The organism is Neoluteolibacter marinus, assembly GCF_014904755.1.
GTDB classification, from domain to species: domain Bacteria; phylum Verrucomicrobiota; class Verrucomicrobiia; order Verrucomicrobiales; family Akkermansiaceae; genus Haloferula; species Haloferula marina.
Window position 1 is genome coordinate 1 of the sequence record NZ_JACZFQ010000016.1, and the last position, 23099, is coordinate 23099.

Genomic DNA, 23099 nt, shown 5'->3' on the forward strand with positions numbered 1-23099 from the left:
GAGGCCGTAGGTGACCAGACGCACGACGCTGAATCCGTCGGACGAATGACTGGAAGTCCGGGCCGCGATCCTGGCCTCGACCTCGCGCTCGATGTCCGCCTGGCGGGCCTGCTCCTCGTCGATCTGGCGTTTGTTGCCGCAACCGGAGAGAAGGAGAAGGGCAAGAAGGGCGAGCATTCTCATGCGACCCTCCTTTCCAGGATGCCCGGCCAGGACTTGCACTCGTTGCGGAACTGGCAGCTGAGGCAGGTCATGCCGGGTTGCGGGTGGAAGCGTCCCTCCGACATGCCGATGACGGCGGTGTCGAACATGCGGATCACCCGGTCCTTGCGGCTGCGGTCGGCAGGCGGGGAGGAGACGCGGATGACCTGGGGCACCTTCGTTTTGACCAGGAACACCAGGTCAAGTGACGGCGGACGTTCGCCCGTGGCCTGCTCCAGCAACAGCTGGTAGGCGACGAGCTGCAGTTCGTGGTCGAAGGCGGCGTGCTGTGCATCGGGTTTCGCGGCGGCCGACTTGAAGTCGATCGGCGCGAAGGTGGCGGTCACCAGGTCGATGGTTCCCGTAAGGGGCACGCACAGGCCGGTGATGTTCTCGATCAGCGGCACCTCCACCGCCCGCGGTTTGCCTTGCTGCACTTCCGGGGAGTTGAGGTAGGCCGCCACGACGCGGAGCCCGGCGAGGCGGCACTTTTCGCGCTCGCCTTCCTTCCAACGGACCGGGCCTTCGTCGCGCTCCAGCTTGGTGAACGCGTCCTCGAAGGATGCCGCCACCACCTCGGGGGAATCATCAGTCCCGCGCCAGCGTGCCAGGTGGAATGCCTGGAGTGCGGCGTGGACCGACTTGCCGAGGTGCAGGGCAGGGGTGGTGGGCTTGCGAATCTGCAGGACGCGCTCGAAGTAGAAGCGCAGCGAGCAGGCCAGGTAGGACTTGGCGGCGGAGGGGCTGATGTAGTCCGGCAAGGCCACCGGTTTCGGCTGTTGGGCGAGGGCGATCACCGGCCACCTCCATTCCCGTTGACCCCGGCGTAGGCGGACGGGCGCCGGCCGTTGCTTGCCGGGCGCTGCCTGCTGTCGTGGGTGTCGATGAGCTCGTCGATGAGACCAGAGGCCTCCACCTTGTTGAGTTCGCGGACGCCCTTGCCGAAGCGCTGGCGCGCCAGGTGGTCGACCTCGTTCTTGTCGAGGTTGTGCTCGGCCACGATGTTCTCGATCAGTTCGCGCTGTTTGACGGTGCACTTCCACGGCCCGTTGACCGGAGCGCGGCGGCTTCCATTGGTCGGTGCCGGTGCGTTGGGCGGAGTTTCCTCCATCCCGTAACCGGTAGGAGGGACGAATCCGGTGCTGCGGATCTGCTCGTCGACGTTGGTCTGGAGCAGCTGGTAAATGCGCGCGGACTCGCCGGCGACATCGTCGGTGGTGACCAGTTCTGTCTCGATCTCGATGCTGAACTGGTGGGACGAGTAGCCCGGGAGGCCCAGGCGTTTGCTGTAGTTTGCGATCAGTTTAATGGCCATGGCTGGTTGGTTTGGTTGGGGTTGAAGTCCGGACACGACAAAGCCCCGGCCTCACGAGGAGGACCGGGGCTTGGGTGACCGGGGCTCGGGTGACCGGGGAATGGATGGTGTTTTCAGACGACCATGCGACCGGGAGGATCGGCAGGTCGGGGATCGGGCAAGGCGGTGATGCTGTTGGCTCCGGCCAATGCCTGCCTGAGAAGCAGGTCGGCGAGGCGGGTCATCGGCATCCTCCGGCGCTGCCCTTCACGGTAGAGCGCTCTCACGACGTCATCGGACAATCGGGGAGAGTACAAGGTTCTGGGCATGACTGGATGAGGTTGGAGGCACCCGCAGAAAAACCCGCAGGTGGTTCTCTCTCATCTAACGCGGCAGCCAACATTATTTCAGGAGGAGCCGGCCGAAACCAGTGGTCTGAGTTCGTTGATTGGCTAATCTGAAACCTCGGGTCACCGGGTCTAAAGCTCGCCCCCGCGTGACGGGTCTCGTTTCTTTTCTTGGCAGCCCAGCAAACTACAAGGGCCCCAATCGAGAGGGCCAATGACCATCTACGGTAGGTTCTCGCGGTCGCAGCGGAATGAAGAAGCTCGGCCTTGCGCTCTTCGAAATCAGCGAAAAAGCGGTCCCATTTCTTGGATTCGGAGAAGACTCCCTCGTTGCTTGTCGAGCCGAGAGTGAGTCCATCAATGAACGATTTCGCGACTGATACCCCGAGACTGCTCCACGATGTAGGCTGTTGTATTCGGCCAAGAGCCCCGCGTATTCCCTTTCAATCTTGGGAATCCGAGAGTGGCGTGCCCCCGCTCTTTGAACCAGCTCCTATGAGAGTTGAGGTTGCGGTTGGTTCGCGCTGTCCTTCGGAGACATGACCGGTGGCCGAAGCGGAGAAGGACAGCGGGACGCGAACTCCGCCGGGGTCAGATCACCCAGGGAAGAGTGCGGTCGCTGGTGGTTGTATTTGTAGCGGTGCTCCTCGCCCAGCATTTTTGCCTCCAGCAGGCTGCCGAAGACCTCGAGGTTGAGGAACTCGTCGCGGAAGCGGGAGTTGAAGCTTTCGATGTAGGCGTTCTGCCAGGGACTCCCGGGCTCGATGAAGCACGTCTTGAAGCCTTTCGCTTCGATCCAGTCCCGCACCGCCCGCGCAACGAACTCGGGGCCGTTGTCGGATCGGATGAACTCGGGGACTCCGCGTTCCCGGACCAGCCGCTCCAGGTCGCGCACCACATCCTCGGCGGTGATCGAGCGCGCCACTTCGATGCTCAGCAGCTCGCGGCTGTATTCATCGACAATCGGCAGCCATTTCAACCGCCCGCCATCATCGGTCTGGTCGTGAACGAAATCGTAGGTCCAAACCTGATTGATGCGGGTCGCGGCGTTCCGCTGCATCGAGTTCTCCGCGCTGCCGCGTGCTCTCTTGCGGGCCGGATGCGCGGGCACCTTGAGGCCTTCCTGCTTCCAGATCCGGTGCACCCGCTTCTCGTTGACCTGCCAGCCCTCCCGGCGCAGCAGGCGGGTCACGCCACGATAACCCGCACGCGGTTCGCTGCGCGCTAGGCGGTGGATGTCAGCAGTCAGGGCGCGGTCCTTCATCGGCTGCTTTCGTTCGTATCGTTGCGTGTTCCTCGGCTGCCCAATCAACCGGCAGGCCCGGCGTTCGCCCACCTCGAAGACGCGGCACAGGTGCCCGACCGCTTCACGGCGGCGCTCCGGGCCTACCACTTTCCCCGGTTGATCTCCTTGAGCATGTCCATGTCCAAGGCCTGCTCGGCCACCAGCTTCTTGAGCCGGGCGTTCTCCTTCTCAAGCTCCTTGAGCCGTTTGACTGTCTCGGTCTTCGCTCCGCTGTATTCCTTGTTCCAGCGATGGTAGGTCGCCACGCTGATCTCCAGCTTGCGGCAGACTTCATCGATGCTCGTCCCGCGCGCCTGCTCCTCGCCGGCCGTCCGCAGCTTCTTGACGATCTGTTCTGGGGTGTGTCGTTTTCTTTTCATGGTGAGAGTCGGACCCGGCCCGCGCCGGGGACTCTCATAGCAGACGGATCAATTTCCGGGGAGCACGCCAAGAGGTCTGCCAGCCGCATACAATGAGACTTGTGACGAGGAGGAGGGTGAGCATCAAGCGGAGATTCACCGGGACATTATGTGTGGGTGACCGCACATTTCAAGGTTGATGGTGAGGGACATTTGCGCGGTGAATCCGCGCGCCTCCTCATCTGGAAAGCTTAATTTTTGTGGACCCGTCATCCGCAGGCTCCGGGTGGGGAAAAACTGGTCGCAGGACCAACTTGCCAGCAAATGCCAGCTGGGAGGTTGGGATGCTTCCCGTGATGTGATCGCGCGGATCGAGCTACAGAATCGACTCGTAACCGACTGGGAGATTATCGCCCTGGCGAAAGCCTTCGGATGCGAGCCTGGTGAATTGCTGGGTTGATATTACCCGCCCGAGGGTCTCCGGGTCGGAAGACCGTGTTTAAAATTTTCGCGGGGGCAATGTGTCAGTGTTGTCAGTGCATTTTGGGGCCAGAATGGCGGGTCATCACGATTCCACGATGCTTTCCGACATGATCGCTGACAGATCCGGGAGTGGTACCCTCACCAAGGACCACCGACATTGGTCGATTCGGGCTACCAGGCCGTTCTGGGCAAGCCGATGGAGGAACTGCTCGACCTCGTCTGTGCGGATTCTATGAAAACTTCTGACGAGCTCCCTGGGGGTGGCGGGGCCTTTGGCAAGGCGGTCGACAATCTGGCGGGCCAAGGGATTTAATCCCCGTCCTACAGGGAGTGCCTGGCGCAAAAGATTGAGGTGGGAGGCGGCAATGCGGCCGGCGACTGCGGCAGCTGCATCGACCACCTCATGGAGGTGATGCGGATGAAGGTCCTCGTCCTGGTTCCCCCGGGCAATAAATGCCAGGAGGGCGGCGATTTGCCAGACCAGTTGGTCTTCGTGCAACCCCAAGGTATGGAGATGCATAGGCTGGCTGGTGAGAAGGGTCCTCAGATCCGATGTTGCGGTTTCTATCCGTGATGCAATCTCCGGCGGCGGACTGAAGCAAAATGACTTCCCCAGCCGAAGCGCCGACATTTTTTGAAACAGGTTATCGATCACTGGAACCCGATCCGGGTCACCCTCTTCTTGAACCTTGCCACTACCGACCGGGACGAGCCATCCGAGTCTGCCTACCGCTTCATCATCCAGTTTCCGAACTGTGCGAATGACAGCGTCGTGCTTCAACCACCCATGCAGTGTTACCCGCGGCCAGGCATTGCCGCCGGATTCCATTTCTAGCAAGTAGGGCGGGACCTCGCGGTGCTTGAGCAAGCGGTCGTAGTCCTTGTTGCCATCGAGAAGAAGCAGGCGATCGTTGCCGAATTCGGAGCGGGTCTGCTTGAGCCAGCCGCGCGTTGGAACGGTAAGGAGGAAGTCGACGTTCCGTGGACACCGGCGGACCTGTGTCGTCAGCAGGGCGGTTGCTGGGGTGTTCGGCATCCAGCTTCGCAACATTTTCGCCCGGTCTTTCTGCAGTCGGATCTGGGCGGCGGATGGTTGATTGAGGAATTCCCGCCGGGATGCCACTTTTGCCCGCTCCTGGAGTGCGAACGGATAGTGGAGGCTGAGGCGCAACCACCATGGGCATTCGTCCATGTCTAACGCAAGAGTCGCGGAGCAACGACCGACCTGAGGGGGGGATTTGGGCTCACGGTGCTTCCAACTGAGCCTGGTCCCTCCAAGGCCGACACCGAAAAGGAGGGCTTGGACCAGTGCGTCTGCTGCTTCGACTCCTGAAATCCGGCCCTGAATACGAAATGCACTTGTGACGAGAGGACCCAGCAGTCCCGGAGGAGTGGACATGCGAGGGGCAGTGTGGGCGGTAGTCCGAGAGGGCGAATTGCTCATGAGGGAAGTAGGTTTCGCCGCCGGACTGTCTCCGGCATTGGAAAGTTGGTCCGAAAGCTGATCGCTCAGGACAGCAGCATCGAGTCGCTGAGCCAGCGCGACCGCACCGAATCCAACTGTTGGGCCCCAAGTCGGAACACATTGCGGGGTTCCTCTACCAGCACGCCCAGTTCCACCAGCAGGTCGAGAACTGGTCTGTATCGCTCGACCTTCTGGTTGTCGAAGGTCCGGATCAAGTCGCGTTGGCGAACCGGCTGTTTGGCCGACACTCGGCCGACCAGCTTCTCTGCGAGCGCCAGTTGCCGGGCACGTGCTGAGCGCTGCTGAGCCGCACTGAGAAGGTGGACGTGGTCTCTCAGCAGGCCATTGCAGAGCTGGTGGATGATCTCGGCAACTTCTTCATGAGGTGGCGTGTCGCTGCGCGCAATTAAACTGAAGGTCCAGCGCATGATTGCGGGTAGGTCCTCCAGCCCTGTGCAGGGAACCTTCGCCGCGTCACATGCATCTAGGAAACGTAACTGGACCTCCCTGTAGGCATGGCGGCCTTCTGGACTCCAAGGGCGGAACTCGAAAGAGTGGCCTCGACGTCTTTTGTCAGCAGCGAGCTGGATCTGACGGGAGAAGACATGCTCGAAGATGGCCATCGAACGTTCGTCTCTTGGCCCTACCACCGCTGGACGGTCTCCTCTGACGAGCACCACCCGGTTTGCGAAGATTGGGAAAGCCTCAATGGCATCAGCGATCTCTGCGTGCGTCGCGGTCAAAATACAGCGAACCTGGCCTCTTTCGGAGGTTGCGAGCGATTTTCCTGTGACCCGCACTGGGAGATCAAGGTCTCGGCCCGCCACCAACCCAAAGAAAAGTTCAAACGCCCGATCGCCACCCCGAAGCAGCAGTTCCAAAGGGAGGCCAGGAAGAAGGGCCATCGAGTCATGGCAGCTTGCTACCAACTCTTCCATCTTAGAGATGGGGGGGCATTCAAGGATGAACCTTGGGCGGAGGACCGTGCGGAGACGGCGGTCGTAGGCGTCGGGCTCCCAATCGGAGTGATAGGGGTCAGGCCCACCCATCCCGTCGCTTTCCTTGAGTATTCCGCAAACCTGAGCGAAGCGGTTCGCTTCGGTTGCCTCGATGAACTGGCTACGGGAGCCGCGCAACTTGTCGGCGGCCTCATGAATCTCTTCCGCAGTCCAGGCTGCGAATCGCTGGCGCAATCGTGAGTCCATCTCCAGGGGTGTGGAGCGGAGAACTTCAAGCGCCCGCGGGCGGCCACCGCCATTCGTCACGAGAACTGGCAATAGCGGGCTCATCGGCCGCGAAACATCGTCGTGATCTAGCTCCACCACGGGCCCTGCGACGCCGGCAAGCATTGCCGCCATTTGGAGTGCTGTTGCATGTCCCGAGGAACCGGTATGCGATGACCAGGATTCTAAGCCGTAGGGGTCGATCATCATTGTTTTAACATGAGATGTGGTTGCTTCGCGGGAGCAAGTCTGCGCGGGTGAGAGAGGAACGTGGGGTGGCGGATCAAGTCGTGTATGAGCGGGATACACGTCCTCCAGCAATGCGATTGAATGGGGCGGTCACTGATGCTGCCAGCGCTTTCCGATTGGCTTTGGATAGTTGGTTTGGGCGCTGGCACACTCGGACCTTGGAGAATGTCTCCACGACGTCGTCCGCAGGCTCGGTCGGCCAGCCTTCACGGACCTTCAAGAGCTCATGGTTGCCTTCGAGATCTGGTCGGACGACCTCGCTGAGTAAGTCCCACGGGAACTCCTTGAGCATTGCAGGGAGTGACACGGGGTGAAGGCGAGCGAGTTCGTGGAACAACTCCCGGCGAATCTTCCCGTGCTCTTCGTGGCTTTTCTCGAGCCTCAGTTCCTCCAATGCAGCGAGCAGTCCGACCTTGTCGTCGAGGAGTTTTAGAATCGAGCGGGTTGCGGTTTTGAGCCTGCTGGGGCGGTTTTTTGGCGGATCGGCTGGGGCACCAACAAGCGAGTGATCGATTACTTCACGGAAGGCGATGAACAGGTTGCCAATCGGTATGGCGGCTGGCACCGTATTCTTGGATCTTGAAAGGCCCAGGGCACTGAGCAGCCGCCTGGAACTGGGGAAGCGGACTTCGACCCGCGTGCACGGGATATTTTCTGGAACGCAGCTGTCGGCCCTCGATTCTGCGAGCTTGTCGTAGAAGATTAGTTCGACTTCCGAGCTTTTGTGATGGACGCTTTCTCCAGGAAATATCTGGGAAGTTTTCCTGAAATTGCGACAAGCAGACAAATGGGACGCTAGCAGGAGCTCCGATCTGGGGTCTTGGAACTGTAGGGGGCACTCGATGGAAGAAATGTGAGAAAAGTTGTCCTCGTCGAGGCCGGGTAGGATAAGCCGAGTGTCATCTTTATAGACCAACGGATCGATCATCGAGCGGAGAATGGTGAACGCCAGGGTCATATCGTCCTGGGTTGTTAGGAGTCGACCGTTGTGTCCGAAAAGGAGTGCCGGAAAGTTCGCGGTTACGCCGATGAGAGTGGTTGGCTTGCCCTCGTGCACCAGGAATTTTATGCTCGCGAAGCGATGGCCGGCATTTCCAAACTGAACTACTGCCAGCTTGGAGAGATAAAGATTACTGTGGTAGATGGAGGATCTTTGGTAGAGCTGATGGCGCTTGGCCAAAAACAAAGCGTCCGGTCTCATCCGGGCTCGGTCCGATGCAATCTTGATGACGTCGATCATTGGAGGGTGTGGATGCGGTTTGGGGAGATGGATCGTGAACTAGATTTCAGAGATGTTACAAAGGGAATTGGCTCACTCGCAGCCTGCGATCCCTAGCGCTCTGGCGACGTCCGCGGGGTTGAACCGAACGGTTCGACCGTGGCGGAATGCGGCCACGATCTTCCCTTCAGCCTCCCAAAGCAGAATGGTCCGGGCCGAGACTTGGAGTGCTTCGGCAACTTGTGTGGCGGTCGAGAACTCCGGGAGAGGCATCCCGGCTTGGTCCCGCAGCATCGAGCTTGGTCGCTTCTCCATGTCCCCAATGGGTCGGGGAAGTTGGCAAGATGCAAGGCGAAAAAATTTCACAAGTCTCTGAAGAAGAGCTATATGCGTGGTGTTGGGTGGGTGGGTGGTGGACCCGTGGTGAACATCTCTATCTTGGGTCTCAGGAAGCTGTGATCAGAGCGTGAACGCTCCTCCAATACCTGCACTTCAGAATGAACAGGGCGTGAACAGCTATGGTGGACCGCTGCGAGGCGTTGGAACTCCTGAAAAAAATGACCCATTCCAGGTCTGGTCCCCGAAATCGGAGAGCTGCTTCGGGTTCCTATCGATTCACGTGAGCGGTTCCTGACGTGGATCAATTCGTTGCTTGCCGTGCTCGATCTGGCCGAAGGCAACGGGAATTCGAAGTCGCTGACGACGGATGGACCTTTTACCAGAGAGTCTTCTCTGCAGCGGAAGACCAGGATCACGCAGCAGCATGATTTCGTTGCTACGGGAGTGGGAATTCCCTAGAAGCGCGAGTCCCCAGCAAAAGGACGAGAAAATGGAGGGCGTGAATGATGATCCAAGAATTCAGCTGATTGGGAAAGTAATCGATCTTCTTAAGAACGATCACTCTCCTCTAGTTGATGCGATGCGCCGTTCCGATCAATGGGTGTCGGATCTTTTCGAGGATGCCGAGCTGCTTCTCAAGAAATCGGAGGATCACCTTGGGAGACGTGTACATGCCTATCAGCTTTTCAAAGAAAATGGACCTCTAATGAGCGCAAGGGAGATTGAATCGCGGTTCAAGGAGGTTGGATGGAAGGGGAAGGTCTCGGGGCATGTCAAGATCAGGGAAAGAAACAGAATGCTGCTCCGTAAGGTGGAGAGCGAAGTTAACCGAAGGCTTTCGTTGCTTCAGTATTACCATCAAAAAAAGTTGTCTCTTTGGGATGCGGGGGAGGCGATGTCCGTGAGGCTGAAAAGGGGGGTTTCCGAGCTTGTCAATGGGCTTTCGATTGAAGAGTTGGTGGCGGACGTTGAGTTATTCAAGGAGGGGATTGTTCGCCACGTGGAAGAAATGTTGGATGGGCGGCTCAGGGAAGGTTGCGAGAAATATATAGTGGAAGATCCCCCTGCAATGTTTGCTGTTTCAAGATTCATGGATTTTGTCTGCAATTCTCCGACTTTGGATGGATTTATTGTCGGGGGTGAAGCAGAGCGAGTTCGGCCATATGAGCTGTATCTTTTTGCTAGTCAGGAGGGAATTGATGAGGAGTTTTGGACGTCAACCTTGGATCGAATCATGGATGTGGATTTGGTGCCGCGATACAAGGGATTCTTGTCGATCTTGGAGACCTATGCGGCTGGGGGAGATGGTGCGTAGTTTGGAAGAAACTAACCCAGATGGCGCTGTTGATGAGTTTCGGGGTGCGGCATGGTTACGTCATGGATTTGACCAAGTCGAAATGAGGGATTGTTGGTCGCTGATTTCGCGCGACAATACGTTGGCGTCTGGGGGGGGCTAGGTGGACTTTCGCAAATTTCACAATGGTATTCTCCAGATGCTGCGGACTGGGCGGAGTGGGAGGACCTGCCTGAACGGTATGCCTCACCAATGACCGTGTCGCGGAGATTTCAAGAGTGGGAATAACAGGGAGTGATGCGAACGATACTCCGGTCACTGGCAGTCCATTTCCCGGTCCGCGGCAAACTCGATCTGAGAGAGTGCTTTTTCGATGCGACCATTGGCTCTGTGATGAAGGGGTGTTGGAATCGTTAAATTCCGCAAAAGGAATCGAACGCTGCTCGGGGCGATGGCTGGCCGTCCCGTTGGTACAGGTCAAGATTTGCCCGCTGCCGCAAGCAGGACTGCGGAGATCGTGGTGCGTAAGCGAGCTGGGACAACGGCAGGGTAATGACTTCGGCTGTGTCAGACGGCCACGATGCTGGGAACTTCTTCGCCCTTGGGTCTGATTTTGAAGAACTCGATGGCGTCCTTCTTGCTCGCCCGGCCGATGTAATGCTCCCGCAAGACGGAGGGATTCTGGGTGTGGCCAAACTCGAACAGCAGGCTTTCGAGAGGTGCTCCGGCTGCCACGGCATACGAAGCATGGGAGTGTCGGAGGGCGTTTTGTGGCCACCGTCCCAGCGTGGGAACTGGAAGTTGCTCCGGCTCGGAGCCATTTTCGGCTGCTGCTTGCGCTGCCTGCTTCTCAAGCAGTCGGGAGTCGAGGTTCCAGCCTGCGAGTCTACGGCATGCCTTGTCGACCTCGCGCCAGTTGGGGCATGGCGAATAGGGGTAGATGGCGAGCCAAGCGCTGAGGGTGGGGTGGGGGTTGATATGCCGGCGCCGGCCCCTCTTGGTGATGTCAGCCGACATTTCGATCCCGCCCTCGGTCACATGTCGTGCCTCCAGTCGTCTGAGTTCCTCCACCCGGATCCCGGCGAAGAGCTGGAGGGCGTAGGAGGCAACCGCGTCGGGGTAGTGGGCCTCCGCGACCTGCAAGAGGCACTTGGCCTCCGTTGGTGTGAGGATGGCGATCTCGTTTTGGTGGCGCCCGTTTTTCGGTGCCTCGACGGCCTTGAAGACGTCGGCATCGCACCATCCCTTCTTCGCTGCCCATCTCCAGAAGGCTCTGGCGTTCCGGATTCGGCCGAGCACGGCCGCGCCGGTGATGCCGGGAGGGGCGATGATGTTCTGGATGTCCTCGGCGCCGATGGATGTGAGGAGGGTGTCGTTGAATGCTGCCTTGAGCTTCCTCGAAACCTGACGGTATCCATCGAGTGTGCGAGCACGCAGTCCCTCGCAAGCAAGGAGCCAGGCATCAATGGCCTCGTTCGCCGGCTTGCTGGCGTTCTCCCGCTCCTTGATCTCGGCGACCATCCTGGCCGCCTCGACCAGCGAGATCCTCCACGGTTTTAAGATCTTCTCCGCTTGGGTTGCCGCCTCGGCGAGGCTCGGTCGGATGATCGCGGCGGCCTCGCCGTGCTGCTTGTACTTCTCTCGCAGCTCCGATGCGTACTGCTGGGCCTTGTCCCTCGTCTGATGGAAATACCGCTCGCGCTTGCCGGACTCGGCGAGGCTCGCCGGCACGTTCACCCGCCATCCTTCGGACGTCTTGACGACGGTGAACTGGGGCCGCTTCGGCATGGCCTAACGATGGGCTGGCGCTGCGGATTCTAGCAACTCAAACACGGAGGATTTCCTGCCCGTATTGCCCTTAAAATCCGAGAAGTAGCGGAATTCAGAGAAAATGCGGAGTGTAAGTTCCTGAGTAAGAGGTGTGGCGATATTCTACTACAGACTTAAAATCCGTTGCAGGGCAACCTGCGTGCCGGTTCGAGTCCGGCCGGTGGCACGAGTCGATGAACAGAACAGCGTGGTTGAAGCCGCAAGCCGGTCGGGTCACCGGACTGATTGAATCGGCGATCAGGGGCGCTTGGGGCCGTGGTTTCGCCCTGTCGGAATCCGCCTTCGGTGGAGGTCCTGCGAGATTTTGTTCAGTGCCCCCTTCGCGCGGCAGGGGCGCGGCCGGAGAGGATGGCAAACCTTTCCCGCTCGTTGCGCTTGCGCAGGCGGGCATTGAACGCCGACTGGAAGACCCGTCCGACAAGGTAGAAAAAGAGCACCCCGATTCCGGTGGCGACAAGAACCTGGACCGTCGACTTGGGGATCCTCGGGCCAAAGGTGAGACAGATGAGAATCACCGCCCCCATGAAGACCCACAGCGCGTTGCGGAACCCGCGTCGGACGTCCTGGCGGAGGGCGCGGATCTCAGCGGCCAGCAGATCAACTTGGCGTTCTTCTTGCATAACATCCGGAGCATTAGATGACTCGCCGGACGGCGGCAAGGATCGTCTTTCCCTGTGCTCCCCGGACGGGACACGAAAGAATGTCCCAAGAGCTTGCGAACTGCCTCGTTTAACAGGGCATGAGGACAAGACGCTTCCAATTGCCCGGGAACATGGATCCGCGGGGTGACGCGGCGTCCTTGGTGGATATCTCGTTTCTACTCCTGATCTTCTTCGTCGTGACCTCGACGATCCTGAAAAAGGAAGCGGATCTCGACCTGGCAATCCCGCCGCCCGGGGAAAGCGATCCGGTTCCCGCACTGCCCGTTTGGATCACCATTGCCGCGGACGGATCGGTGGCGCTGGGAAAGGGGGAAGGAACGATGCCGATGGCCGCAGATGACCGGATGAGCGAGCTCTCGGGGCATCTCGCCATGGCAAGGGACGCGGCAAAACCGGAGAATCTGCCGGTGGTTCTGGACGTGGCCGACGGGGCGAGCCAAGGGAGCTTCATCGCGGTGCTCGACTGCCTCGCGGGGCTGGGGATCGGTCAGGTGACAATGCTCGAGTCGGGAGGCGAGCCGTGACCCGGCTCACTGGCCGACTTCCAGGGGGGCGGCCGCGGTCAGCTCGTCGGGGATGTCGGACGGGGATGAGTCGAATTCCAGCGCGCTGAGCCAGTCGCGGGTCCGGTCGAGTTGGCTCGCGGCGCCGTCAATCTCGTGCGACAGCGACGTCGCATCGCGGCTGGCGAGGTGGTCGGCACGGAACAACTTCACCAGTTCGGAGATGCGCTCCTGCTCCGAGCGGGTCAGGTCGCGGCTCTCGTTCGCACCGTGGCGCTTCTCGAGGCGGGTTTTCAGCGAGGAAAGGCGGGAAGTCAGCGATTCGGCGAGCCCGGGCCGGCTGCCGGGGTCGATGGCGGCAAGCTCCTGTTCCATCGCGTCGATCTTGCGCTCGATGTCTGCGGGGTCTTCCGATTCGATGAAGCGGTCCAGCATCTCGCCGGTATGAAGCAGCCGGAGGTAGGTCCAGGCCAGGTTGGAGAGCCGCTCGCTGCGTTGGCGGACGATGGCGGGGTCGAGCCGCGGATCGCGCTGGAACTCCGCCTGGAGGGATCCGATCTCCGCGGCGAGGCGGTCGTAGCGATCGCGGGTCGAACTACGGAGTCCATCGTAAATCAGCCGCCGCTGGTAGAGGAAATCGCGGAGCCTGGCCTGGTCGTCCTGCCGGCTGCGGCCGTCCAGCCAGCGCTTGAAGAGCCGGGAGTCAGGCAGGTAGATCCAGCCGAGGGCGTAGGCGCTGAGTCCGGCGATGATGCCGATCCCGCTCACCGTGGCGATGCCGGCACCGAGCGTGAGCAGGCCGAGCCACGCGTGGTGGGGGCTCTTTGCGAAGGCCTTGAGTTTCTCGATGCCGGTCATGGAGTGGGTTCCGCGTGGTCGTTGGTCTGCCGTGCCGGCGTCCGCCGCTTGCCTGAGGTAACAGGACGAAGGTGCGTCCGGCAATAATCCAGCGCAGAGGCAAATGACTCACCGGGCGGGCCGGGCCGCGCGGCTCATTCGATGGTGAACCATTGGACCTCGACGCGGCGGTTGAGCTCGGAGTCCTTGCCGGCGGGTTCTTCCCAGCCGCGGCCGATCACCTCGAGGCGGTCGGCCTGGATCGAGGGATATTTGGCAAGGAGCTGTCGCTTCACCTCGTTCGCACGGCGGTTGGAGAGTTCCATGGCCTTGAGAGCCATCTTGCGGACCAGTCCTTCGCCACCGCTCTTGCGGAAGGCGTCCTTTTGCATGTCGTCAACGTGGCCGCGCAGCAGGATCATCGAGCCCGGCGAGACGCCCAGCAGGTGGTTGACGTTGGCGAGGAACTCGAGGTTCTCGTTCTTGCTCATGTCGAGGTCGGAGCTGTTGGGCAGGAAGTAGAAGCGGATGTCGCGGGTAAGGAGCGGGTCCTGCTCGATCGGGGCCTGGTCGTTGCTGCGGATCGGCTCGATCGAAGCGACCTGCGCGGAGAGCGATCCGGAGGCGGCGATGGCCTCGAGCGCCTTGGTGTCGGCGAAATGCGAAGCGGCGACCGGGGACGGCTGCAGTTCCTGTCCGTAGGCGAGGTTGGCGGTCTGATAGACCGAGGCGAAGGATCCGGCTTCATCGACAGCGCCGCGGAAGAACGCGAGGTTCTCGGGGAGGTTCGAGAGGTGGACCTTGGACAATTCGTCGCGGGCGTCGCCGGCCGTCCATTCGTAAGCCTTGAACGCATCGGCGATGGCCTGCAGATGGGCCTCCGGATTGGCGCGGATGAGGTCGTTGTGGAGCAACATGCCCTCGATGATCTTTTCGACGATGGCGGGATTCGCCTGCGCGAAGCCCTTGTTGAAGACGAGGATGTCGGCGATGACCAGCAGGTTCCGGTTGTCGACCAGCTGGCGGGCGGCGCCTTCCGAGGCCTCGACGACTTCGGTGGTCTTCGGCGCCCAGGTGACGCAGCCGTCGATCTGGCGCGCTCCCGACCGGAGGTCCTCCAGGAAAGCATCGCCGGCTTGAAAGGCATCCTCGAGGAAGACCAGGTTTACCGCCTGGGGATCGCGGGGAAACTCCGGTCCGTCGAGCCGCTTGACGGGCAGGCCCGCTTCCTGGGCGAGGTAGCGGATGAAGAACTCGGCTTCGCTGAACGGGGCGGTGGCGATGGTCTTGCCCTTGAGGTCGTTCACCCGCTTGATGTCCTTGCGGACGATGATGCCGTCGGCGCCGCGGGACCAGGCGACCTGGGCGGGCACGACGCACTGCCATTGGCGGCCGTAGTTGGACAGCACGTCCGCGGTGGTGGCGGTGGCGGCGATCTTGCCGTCCTGGAGATCGGCCCACGAATCTTCCTCGCTGAGCGTGATCTTGAGCTTGAAGCCGCCCTGTTTGGTGAACCACGAATTCTCGTTGGGCTCGAGCCCGCCGTTGGCGACGATCAGGCCGGCGTAGCCCGCATACTCGGAGAGATTGATGACAATCGTGTTGTCCTGCGGGGTGTAGGGTCGCGGGGAAGGGAGGCGCGGGGCCTTGCCGGGGGCAATGAAGTCGAACCCGGAAGCGGCGGCCTCCTGGCTGTTGGCAGCGGGCACGACGTGGGACTCGCCATGATCCGCGGTTGCCTGGTTTTCCTTCTTCCCGAGGATCCGGGTGATGGCAAACGCGGCGAGGAGCAGCACCAGCAGGGTGAAAACGATCTTTCCGAGCTTCGTCATGATGCACGGAGGATGAAGTGGGGGACGGTGCGGCGGCGATGGGAAAAAACAACCGATCTAGGAATCGGCTCGCGGCCGGTGCAGGGCGGGTCGGCCAGGTCGGTAATAGGGGCATTTGCGTTTGGGTGAGCCGACTTCTGTGCCGCGTGACCGGCGGATGTTAAGAGCTCATGTCATATGAATATCAGGATCATTGATCCGGGTAGACAGCTCCCTCCCCGCTTTTCTTCGAAGCCGGCGGCCCCCGGCTGCATGGACGACGACCTGCGCCAGACCGCTTCGCCGGCGGCGGTCCACGACGACCGCTTCGGGCTGCTGCTGGATCTCAGGTACTTGGCGTCCGCCTTCCTTGAGGAGGTGGTCGCGAGAAACGGTGACCGGGTTTTGTCCCCGGCAATTTCCGGGGAAATGGCGGATCGGGCCGTCGCGGTGAGGGCGAGCTTGGATCGCCTGGCAAGGCTGGGCGATTGCCTGGGGCTAACTGCAGTACTGCCGCCGCGGATCGATCTGGCTGCCGGTTTCGCTGCGATCGCGAGGCAGGCGGGCGTCGCGGTGTTCGATCCGCTGGCCACCGGAACCGAGCTCCTGACCTCGGCGCTTTTGGTCAATTCACTGGGGTATCCGGTGATTGCGGCCCTGCTCTGCGAAGGGGACACGGCGGCCTGGCGGCGGGAGTTGCTGCCGGTGTTCGCCGACGACTGTCGCTTCGAAGGCTACTTGAAAGCGGCCCTGGTCAGTCATGATCCGGGAGCGGCGTGCCGGGCTTCCGAGCTTTTGACGCTCTCCTGCGGGTCGCTGTCGGCGGGGGAGCGGTTGTGGGGTTTCGATCTTCTGAGGATGGCCATCTCGCAGTTCGTTTGCGGTGGCAATCGGGACCGGAAGGGCGGGTTCTTCCCGGACGGGATGAGCGGTGGCTAGGGCGTGGGAAGCCCCGCTGCCATGAACGACGGGGCTTCCTGCCATCCAGGCGCTCCGGGGAAAACTCAGTTGCGACCTGGCCGGCGGACGCAGAGGGCCAGGCCCGCCGCGGTGGCGACGGCGACCAGGTGGGGTGTCCCGGTCGATTCGGGAAGGAGGTTCCGGCCGATCACACGCCGGATCTCCGGGCCTTCGGCTGCCAGCGCGATCGCGCTCAGGGCGATGGCAGCAGTGATCAAACTCTCGCGGGTCGCGGGCATCCCCGGTTCTAACAGGGCGATCCCCGCCTTCGAACCTTGAGGCGAACCAAATGGTGATGGGGTCATAGGCGGAACAGAATTCCTGACATCCCGTCATCTTCAGGTAATGTCGCGGGGGTAGGACCGGTGCATTCCATCAACCGATCATGAAACGCCGACTTCACCCGCTGCCGCTGTTTGCCGTCATCGCCATCTTGCTTTCGTCCCCGGCGCAGTCCGCATGGCGGATGCAAGTGATCTCGGATGAATGGTATTTCGCGGGATTCGAGCATTCGCACGACATCAGCGGGGTGGCCGCGGCGACCGCCGACAAGTGCCTGGTCGGCAGCGACGAGTCATTCTACGTGCAACCGGGGGTGATCGACTTCGCCAAGCACCGCATCGAGTCGCGGCGGCCGATTCCCTTGCCGCTCCGGACCGACGGGGACGCGCTGGAGGTCGACATCGAGGGGATCGCTTATTCCCCGGAAGACCACGCCTACTACGTGGCCGGTTCCCACGGCGTGGGATCGAAGAAGGGGGACATTCAGCCGGACCGGCACGGGGTCTACCAGGTGCCGGTCGATCCGGTCAGCGGCGAGGTAGCCAAGGACGGGATCCGCCGTGCGAGCCTGCTGCCGCTTCTGGAGAAGACCCCGCAGTTAGCCCCCTATCTCAACCAGCCGCTCCAGCAGAACGGGATCAACATCGAGGGCCTGGCCTGCGCGAAGGGTGTGCTTTTCTTCGGGCTGCGCTCACCGAACAAGGACGGCATTGCGTTCGTGATCGAGCTCGATGCCGGCGACCTGTTCGCGGGAAAGGCCGAGAAACTGACGATCCACGAGATTCCGGTCCCGAAGGGCCGCGGAATCCGCGAGATCGTCGCGATCCACGACGGCTTCGTGATCGTGACCGGCAATGCCAGCGCCGACGCGTCGAAGAAGATCCCGGTGACGCTGGCGCCCGGTCCCGACACCACCTTCGAGCTCTGCTATTGGGCCGGCGGGAACGCGGCACCGGTCGAGATCGGGACGCTGCCCCAGAACGGCGGCAAGGCCGAGGCGCTGCTGGTCCTGGAGGACAAGGAGGATCATGTCGATCTGCTGGTCGTGTTCGACAGTCTGCCGGGCGGATTGCCGGTGTCGGTTCGGTTGTTCCGGTGAAGAATTCCGGAGGCTGGTCATCATGCCGTCATCTTGGGGTGGGAGTCTGATGGGGTCGAAAGCGACAGCTGAAATCATGAAAACATACTGCAATTCCATTGTCCTCGCCGTGGCTCTCTCCACTGGAACCGGTCTGGCCGGAGAACCGAAGGTCGCCGATTGCCCGCCGGCGGTCCGCGGAACCATTGAAGCGAACACGCGGGGCGGGACCGTCGACGAGGTTGAGCGATTCACGGTCGGTGCCAGCGAACTCTACGTCGCAGAGATCGAAGGACCCCGCGGCCGCGACATCGAGCTTCACATCACGGCCGACGGCGGGCTGTTGAAGACGGTGGAAGACATCCGGCTCGCGGCGGCTCCCGAGGCCGTGCGCATCGCCGTGGCTGCCATGGAAGGAACGGTGGACGATGTCGACAAAGTGACCGTCGGGAAAGCGGTGACCTATCACATCGAGCTGGACCGCGCCGGGGCGCCGGATCTGGAAGTCGTGCTTTCCCCCGATGGAAAGGTGGTCCGCCAGGCCGAGGAGATGGACGACTGATCCGGGAAGGGATGCGATCAGCCGGAGGTGGACGCCGTCCGCCTCCGGCCTCATGCTGTCGGCGACGATGAAACTCCTGATTGTCGAAGACGCGGCGCGGCTGCGGGAGACCCTGGGAAAGGCCCTCACCCGCCTGGGTCACGCCGTCGATCTTGCGGAGGACGGGAGCGATGGCGACCGGATGGGCCGCTCCGGCGGCTACGACGCCGTGGTCTTGGATCGCATGATGCCGGGAGTGGATGGGCTCGAGTTGCTGCGCGGCTGGCGGCGGGATGGGATCGACACCCCGGTGCTGTTGCTCACCGCGCTGGATGGCGTGGCGGAGAAAATCCGCGGCCTGGGCGACGGCGCCGACGACTATTTGACCAAGCCCTTTGCACTGGCCGAACTGGTCGCCCGGCTGGAAGCGATCGTCCGGCGCCGCTACGGTCAGCCGGATCCGAAGTTGGTGGTGGCGGGCCTGGAAATCGACACCGCCGCCAAGTCGGTCCGTCGCGGCGAGGAGCGGATCCTGCTTTCGGCCCGCGAGTATGCCCTGCTCGAGTGCCTGGCGCGGCGACCGGGGCAGGTGTTCAGCCGCGCCCAGATCGAGGAACGGCTCTATGGGGAACTGGACGGGCCGCTGAGCAATGCCGTCGATTCAGCGATCTGCTCGCTGAGGCGGAAACTTTGCCCGCAAGGAGCGCCGATGATCATCCACACCCGGCGCGGCCTGGGCTACCTGCTCGAAGGATGATTTCGATCCGCTGGCGTCTCACGATCCTGCTCTGTCTGGCGGTCGGCGTGCTGTTCGTCGTTTCCGGCATCGGGGTGTTCCTGGCACTGCGCGACGTGTTGAATAGGCAATTCGACGCGACCCTCACGGCGAAAGCCCGGGCCTTGGTCACGGCTTCGGAGATCGATGGCGGGGATTTCGAAATCGACCTCACGGTGAAGGACTTCGAGGGGTTCGGGAAGGGCGGGGAGGACTACTTCGAGATCCGCAGGCTGGGAGGCGAGTTGTTCGACAGTTCGCCGTCGCTGCGCAAAGGCAAGGACGCGCCGGGGGCGATCCATGACATCACGGAGCCGACTGACGACGAGCCGAAGTTGCGCGGGGGGAGCCTGGGGGATGGGACCCCGGTGCGGCTCTACGTTCAGCGATTCTATCCGAAAGACGACAAGCAGAAGGAGTTCGAGGACCTTTACCTCATCGTGGCGAGCCCGACCCGTGGACTGCAGCAACAGCTCGGCCGCTTTGCGACGATCCTGGCGGTGGCCGGGGTGCTGACCCTGCTGCTGATGGTGCCGATCATCCGCGCCGGGTTGGGCCACGGGCTGAGACCGCTCAACAAGCTGACGAAGGAGATCCGCGGGATTCCGCCGGACGGCCTGCGCCAGCGCTTGGCCACCGATCCGCTGCCATCGGAGCTGGTTCCGGTGGCGGAGCGCTTGAACCAATGGATTGCGCGGCTGGAGGAGTCCTTCGAGCGCGAGCGGCGATTCAGCAGCGACGCCGCGCACGAGCTGAGGACGCCCTTGGCGGAAATGAGGGCCATGGCGGAGCTTGGGTCGATGTGGCCGGAAGAAGCGACGACGGAGCGCTGTGCGGCCATCGTGACAGTGGCGGACGAGCTCACCTCCCTGTTGGACAAGCTGGTATTGCTGGCTCGTGCCGATGCCGGGGTGCAGCCCTTTCATCTGGAGGTGGTCGAGCTTCAGGAAAGCCTTGAAAGCGCGGTGATGCGGGTGCGGGACCAGGCGGACGAACGGGAGATCCACATCGATCTCGCGGTCACGGACGGGGCTTTCCGGACGGATCCGGTGTTGTGGAATGCGATCGTCCAGAACCTGCTCGGCAATGCGGTGGCGCACGCGCCGGCCGGTACGGTGGTCACCGTCGACGCGACCCCGCGGCGGCTGGTGGTCCGGAACCTGGCACCCGAACTCAGCGAGGATGACTTGCCGCAGCTGTTCGAGCGGTTCTGGCGCAAGGACCCGTCGCGGAGCGGCTACGGCCACTCGGGGCTGGGGATGTCGATTGTCCGCGCTTGCGCGAATCTCCTCGGCGGCCGCTGCCGGGCGAGCCTGACGCCCGGCGGTGAGCTGGAAGTGGAAGTCGCCTGGCCCTCAGAGTGACTTGTCGCAGAGTTTTTCGCGGCGCTCGCGCACCAAACGCACGACCAGCGAGGTCCAGCCGGTCTGGTGCGAGGCGCCGAGCCCTTCGCCGGTCTCCGCGTGGAAGTACTCGTGGAACAGCAGCAGGTTCTGCCAATTCGGCTTTTGGGTGTAGCGGGTCGCCGTGCCGAAGCAGGGCCGGTTGCCGTTGCGGTCCGGACAGAATAGCGCGATCAGCCGGTCGCAGAGGTCGATCGCGATTTCCCGCAGGGTCAGCTGCTTGCCGGAGCCCGTCGGGTATTCCATCTTGAAGTTGTCGCCGTAGAAGTGGTGGTAGCGTTCCAGCGCCTCGATGATCAGGTAGTTGGTCGGGAACCAGATCGGCCCGCGCCAGTTCGAGTTGCCGCCGAACATGTCGGTCTTGGCCTCGCCCGGGGTGTAGGGGACCTCGTTGCGCTTGCCGCCGTGTTCGAACACGAACGGCTTCTTGCCGTGGGCCTTGCTCAGCGAGCGGATGCCGAAATCGGAGAGGAACTCGTTCGGGTCGAACATCCGCGTCAGGGTCGCCCGCAGCTGTTCCTGCGACGGGATCGCCAGCAGGCAGAGCGCGGACTTCTTGTCGTTGGTGTGGCGGCGGACGCTGATGTATTTCAGCAGGTCGGGCCGGCTGCTGAGGAACCAGTCCATCCGCTTGCGGAAGCCCGACAGGCCCTCGATGGTCGTTTGTCCCAAGACGGTCACTGCGCAGAGCGGCAGCAGGCCGACCAGCGAGCGGATCCGCAGCGGGATCGGCTCGTCGTGGTTCACGATCAGCTGGTCGTAGTAGAAGTTGTCGCGCTTGTCCCAGAGGCCGGTGCCGCCGAGGGTGTTGATGGCGTCGGAGATGTTGACGAAGTGCTCGAAGAACTTCGAGGCGATGTCCTCGTAGGCGGGCTTGGTCGGGGCGAGCTCCAGCGCCATCGCCAGCATCAGCAGGCAGTAGGACGCCATCCAGGCGGTGCCGTCGGCCTGGTTGAGCTTGCCACCGTCGGGCAGGGCGTGGGAGCGGTCGAAGACCCCGATGTTGTCGAGGCCGAGGAAGCCGCCGCCGAAGACGTGGCGGCCCTCGATGTCCTTGCGGTTGACCCACCAGGTGAAGTTCAGCAGCAGCTTCTGGAAGCAGCGCTCGAGGAAGAGCAGGTCGCGCTGGCCCTTCGGGTCGGCGATCTTGTAGACGCGCCACACCGCCCAGGCGTGGACCGGCGGGTTGACGTCGGAAAAGTTCCACTCGTAGGCCGGCAGCTGGCCGTTCGGGTGCATGTACCATTCCCGCAACAGCAGCAGCAGTTGCTCCTTGGCGAAGTCCGGGTCGATCGCGGCGAACGGGATCATGTGGAAAGCCGAGTCCCAGGCGGCGAACCACGGGTATTCCCACTTGTCCGGCATCGAGAGGATGTCGCGCGCGTAGAAGTGCCGCCAGTCGGAGTTGCGGCCCTTCAGGCGCGAGGCGGGCGGCGGCGGGCCGTCGCAGTCGCCCTCCAGCCAGTCCTCGACGAAGTAGTGGTAGAATTGCTTGGTCCACAGCAGCCCGGCGTAGCCCTGGCGGCAGATCATGTTCTCGTCGGCGGACAAACCCTTGGGAATGATCTCCCCGTAGAACTCCTCGCATTCGCCGATGCGCGCGGCGAAGGTCTCGTCGAACTGGTCGAAGCCCTCGATCCCGTTGGTTTCGGCAACCGGGTGCAGGCGGCAGCGGACTGTCACGGTGGCGCCGGGCGGCACCATGAACTCGAAATGGGCGGCGGTCTTGGTGCCCACCGGCCGCGGTGAAACGGCCCCCTTGTCGCCGTGGATCAGCAACTTGTGGAAGGCGTCCTTCACGTAGGGCGTCGGCGCGCCGATGTTGTAGATCGACGGATAATCCGTCTCGTTCTCGGTGAACAACCAGCTGACCTCTTGATTCAGTTCGGGGGAATCGGCGTGAAAGCGGAAGTCACCCAAGGTCTCGTGCGAGGCGAGGACCGTGCCCTCGTTGAGGGTCAGCGACGGCTTGCGCAGAGGAGCCTCGCGCTCGTTGCCCCATTTCCAGACGTTGCGGAACCACAAGGTCGGCAGCACGTGGATCGGCGCGGCGTCGGGACCGTGGTTGGTGATGGTGATCCGCCACAGCAGGTCCTCGGGTGAACGCTTGGCCACCTCCTGGGTGACGTCGAAATAGCGCTCGTCGTCGAAGAATCCCATGTCCGCGAGCTCGAGCTCCGGGCCGTCGCGGCCGAGCTTGGCGTTTTCCTTGCGGATCTCGGTGTAGGGATACTTGCGCTGCGGGTACTTGTAGAGGGCCTTGGTGTAGGAGTGGGTCGGGGTGGAATCGAGGTAGTAGTAGCACTCCTTGACGTCCTCGCCGTGGTTGCCCTCGTTGCCGGCCAGGCCGAAAAGCCGCTCCTTGAGGATGTCGTCCTTGCCGTTCCACAAGGCGGGGGCAAAGCACAGCCGGCACTGCCGGTCGCACCAACCCTGCAGGCCGTCCTCGCCCCAGCGGTAGGCCCGGCGGCGGGCGTGGTCGTGGGGGAACTCCTGCCAGCTGTTGGCATGTTCCGAATAGTCCTCGCGCACGGTGCCCCACTGGCGCTCGCTCAAGTAGGGGCCCCAGCGTTTCCAATTCTTCCCCCGGGTGAGGTCTTCTTGGAGTCGTTCGTGCTCGCGGGTCATTCGCCACCGTTAGAGCAGGAAACGTGCGAGC

Annotated in this window: 23 protein-coding genes; 8 read left to right on the plus strand and 15 right to left on the minus strand. The window is 62.2% G+C overall.

What is annotated here, in order from left to right; translation table 11 throughout:
- Positions 1-179: 179 nt before the first annotated feature.
- The 5 genes from IG178_RS03765 to IG178_RS03785 all read right to left on the minus strand — a co-directional run bounded on the left by IG178_RS03765 (position 180) and on the right by IG178_RS03785 (position 3507).
- The gene (locus tag IG178_RS03765) at positions 180-998 is read right to left on the minus strand and encodes a PD-(D/E)XK nuclease family protein (protein WP_193211177.1); all 819 of its coding nucleotides are present in this window, start codon (positions 996-998) and stop codon (positions 180-182) included.
- Complete coding sequence (locus IG178_RS03770; protein WP_193211178.1) at positions 995-1516, minus strand: hypothetical protein; 522 nt, start codon at positions 1514-1516, stop codon at positions 995-997. The genes IG178_RS03765 and IG178_RS03770 overlap by 4 nt, the downstream gene beginning before the upstream one ends.
- A 113-nt stretch (positions 1517-1629) precedes the next feature.
- Positions 1630-1824, minus strand: a complete 195-nt coding sequence (locus IG178_RS03775) for a hypothetical protein (RefSeq protein ID WP_193211179.1) — start codon at positions 1822-1824, stop codon at positions 1630-1632.
- A gap of 511 nt (positions 1825-2335) precedes the next feature.
- Positions 2336-3235, minus strand: coding sequence for an IS3 family transposase (locus IG178_RS03780; RefSeq protein WP_193211180.1), 900 nt, complete (start codon positions 3233-3235; stop codon positions 2336-2338).
- Complete coding sequence (locus IG178_RS03785) at positions 3229-3507, minus strand: transposase (protein ID WP_193211182.1); 279 nt, start codon at positions 3505-3507, stop codon at positions 3229-3231. Before IG178_RS03785 ends, IG178_RS03780 begins: the two co-directional genes overlap by 7 nt.
- Positions 3508-3706: 199 nt before the next feature.
- Here IG178_RS03785 and IG178_RS03790 point away from each other — a divergent pair, with 199 nt between their 5' ends.
- A complete protein-coding gene (locus IG178_RS03790; RefSeq protein WP_343225922.1) occupies positions 3707-3946 on the plus strand; it encodes a helix-turn-helix domain-containing protein in 240 nt (79 codons plus the stop codon).
- A gap of 105 nt (positions 3947-4051) precedes the next feature.
- Here the strand turns inward: IG178_RS03790 and IG178_RS03795 are convergent, their stop codons facing one another.
- The 4 genes from IG178_RS03795 to IG178_RS26350 all read right to left on the minus strand — a co-directional run bounded on the left by IG178_RS03795 (position 4052) and on the right by IG178_RS26350 (position 8440).
- Complete coding sequence (locus IG178_RS03795) at positions 4052-5161, minus strand: hypothetical protein (RefSeq protein ID WP_226894756.1); 1110 nt, start codon at positions 5159-5161, stop codon at positions 4052-4054.
- A gap of 317 nt (positions 5162-5478) precedes the next feature.
- Positions 5479-6864 carry a hypothetical protein gene (locus IG178_RS03800; RefSeq protein WP_193211187.1) on the minus strand — a complete coding sequence of 462 codons (1386 nt, stop codon included), beginning with the start codon at positions 6862-6864 and terminating at the stop codon, positions 5479-5481.
- Positions 6865-6940: 76 nt separating this feature from the next.
- On the minus strand, positions 6941-8146 hold the full coding sequence (locus tag IG178_RS03805) for a hypothetical protein (protein WP_193211188.1): 1206 nt from the start codon (positions 8144-8146) through the stop codon (positions 6941-6943).
- A 72-nt stretch (positions 8147-8218) separates the two neighbouring features.
- Positions 8219-8440, minus strand: coding sequence for a helix-turn-helix domain-containing protein (locus IG178_RS26350; protein WP_193211189.1), 222 nt, complete (start codon positions 8438-8440; stop codon positions 8219-8221).
- A 448-nt stretch (positions 8441-8888) separates the two neighbouring features.
- On the opposite strand from IG178_RS26350, the gene IG178_RS03815 reads away from it, so the two are divergent.
- Positions 8889-9779 (plus strand): hypothetical protein, encoded by an 891-nt coding sequence (locus tag IG178_RS03815; protein ID WP_193211190.1) that lies wholly within the window; start codon positions 8889-8891, stop codon positions 9777-9779.
- 546 nt (positions 9780-10325) lie between these two features.
- On the opposite strand, the gene IG178_RS03820 is transcribed toward IG178_RS03815, so the two are convergent.
- Both IG178_RS03820 and IG178_RS03825 read right to left on the minus strand, forming a co-directional pair.
- Positions 10326-11546, minus strand: a complete 1221-nt coding sequence (locus tag IG178_RS03820) for a tyrosine-type recombinase/integrase (RefSeq protein ID WP_193211191.1) — start codon at positions 11544-11546, stop codon at positions 10326-10328.
- Between the two features lie 350 nt (positions 11547-11896).
- Entirely contained in the window at positions 11897-12208 is a 312-nt protein-coding gene (locus IG178_RS03825) for a hypothetical protein (RefSeq protein WP_193211192.1), read from the minus strand.
- A gap of 119 nt (positions 12209-12327) precedes the next feature.
- On the opposite strand from IG178_RS03825, the gene IG178_RS03830 reads away from it, so the two are divergent.
- Positions 12328-12774, plus strand: coding sequence for an ExbD/TolR family protein (locus tag IG178_RS03830; RefSeq protein ID WP_193211193.1), 447 nt, complete (start codon positions 12328-12330; stop codon positions 12772-12774).
- A 6-nt stretch (positions 12775-12780) separates the two neighbouring features.
- On the opposite strand, the gene IG178_RS03835 is transcribed toward IG178_RS03830, so the two are convergent.
- Positions 12781-13611: a hypothetical protein gene (locus IG178_RS03835; protein WP_193211194.1), complete on the minus strand. Its 831-nt coding sequence runs from the start codon at positions 13609-13611 to the stop codon at positions 12781-12783.
- A gap of 134 nt (positions 13612-13745) precedes the next feature.
- Positions 13746-15422, minus strand: coding sequence for an OmpA family protein (locus IG178_RS03840; RefSeq protein WP_193211195.1), 1677 nt, complete (start codon positions 15420-15422; stop codon positions 13746-13748).
- Positions 15423-15674: 252 nt separating this feature from the next.
- On the opposite strand from IG178_RS03840, the gene IG178_RS03845 reads away from it, so the two are divergent.
- Positions 15675-16340, plus strand: coding sequence for a hypothetical protein (locus tag IG178_RS03845; protein ID WP_193211196.1), 666 nt, complete (start codon positions 15675-15677; stop codon positions 16338-16340).
- A gap of 65 nt (positions 16341-16405) precedes the next feature.
- Here the strand turns inward: IG178_RS03845 and IG178_RS03850 are convergent, their stop codons facing one another.
- Positions 16406-16666, minus strand: coding sequence for a hypothetical protein (locus tag IG178_RS03850; RefSeq protein WP_193211197.1), 261 nt, complete (start codon positions 16664-16666; stop codon positions 16406-16408).
- Positions 16667-16746: 80 nt separating this feature from the next.
- Here IG178_RS03850 and IG178_RS03855 point away from each other — a divergent pair, with 80 nt between their 5' ends.
- The 4 genes from IG178_RS03855 to IG178_RS03870 all read left to right on the plus strand — a co-directional run bounded on the left by IG178_RS03855 (position 16747) and on the right by IG178_RS03870 (position 20401).
- On the plus strand, positions 16747-17742 hold the full coding sequence (locus IG178_RS03855; RefSeq protein WP_193211198.1) for a DUF3616 domain-containing protein: 996 nt from the start codon (positions 16747-16749) through the stop codon (positions 17740-17742).
- 76 nt (positions 17743-17818) lie between these two features.
- On the plus strand, positions 17819-18283 hold the full coding sequence (locus IG178_RS03860) for a hypothetical protein (protein ID WP_193211199.1): 465 nt from the start codon (positions 17819-17821) through the stop codon (positions 18281-18283).
- A gap of 67 nt (positions 18284-18350) precedes the next feature.
- Complete coding sequence (locus IG178_RS03865; RefSeq protein ID WP_193211200.1) at positions 18351-19019, plus strand: response regulator transcription factor; 669 nt, start codon at positions 18351-18353, stop codon at positions 19017-19019.
- Positions 19016-20401, plus strand: a complete 1386-nt coding sequence (locus tag IG178_RS03870) for an ATP-binding protein (RefSeq protein ID WP_193211201.1) — start codon at positions 19016-19018, stop codon at positions 20399-20401. The genes IG178_RS03865 and IG178_RS03870 overlap by 4 nt, the downstream gene beginning before the upstream one ends.
- Here IG178_RS03870 and IG178_RS03875 read toward each other — a convergent pair.
- The gene (locus IG178_RS03875; RefSeq protein ID WP_193211202.1) at positions 20393-23068 is read right to left on the minus strand and encodes an MGH1-like glycoside hydrolase domain-containing protein; all 2676 of its coding nucleotides are present in this window, start codon (positions 23066-23068) and stop codon (positions 20393-20395) included. The two genes, IG178_RS03870 and IG178_RS03875, sit on opposite strands and share 9 nt — an antisense overlap.
- Positions 23069-23099: the final 31 nt, after the last annotated feature.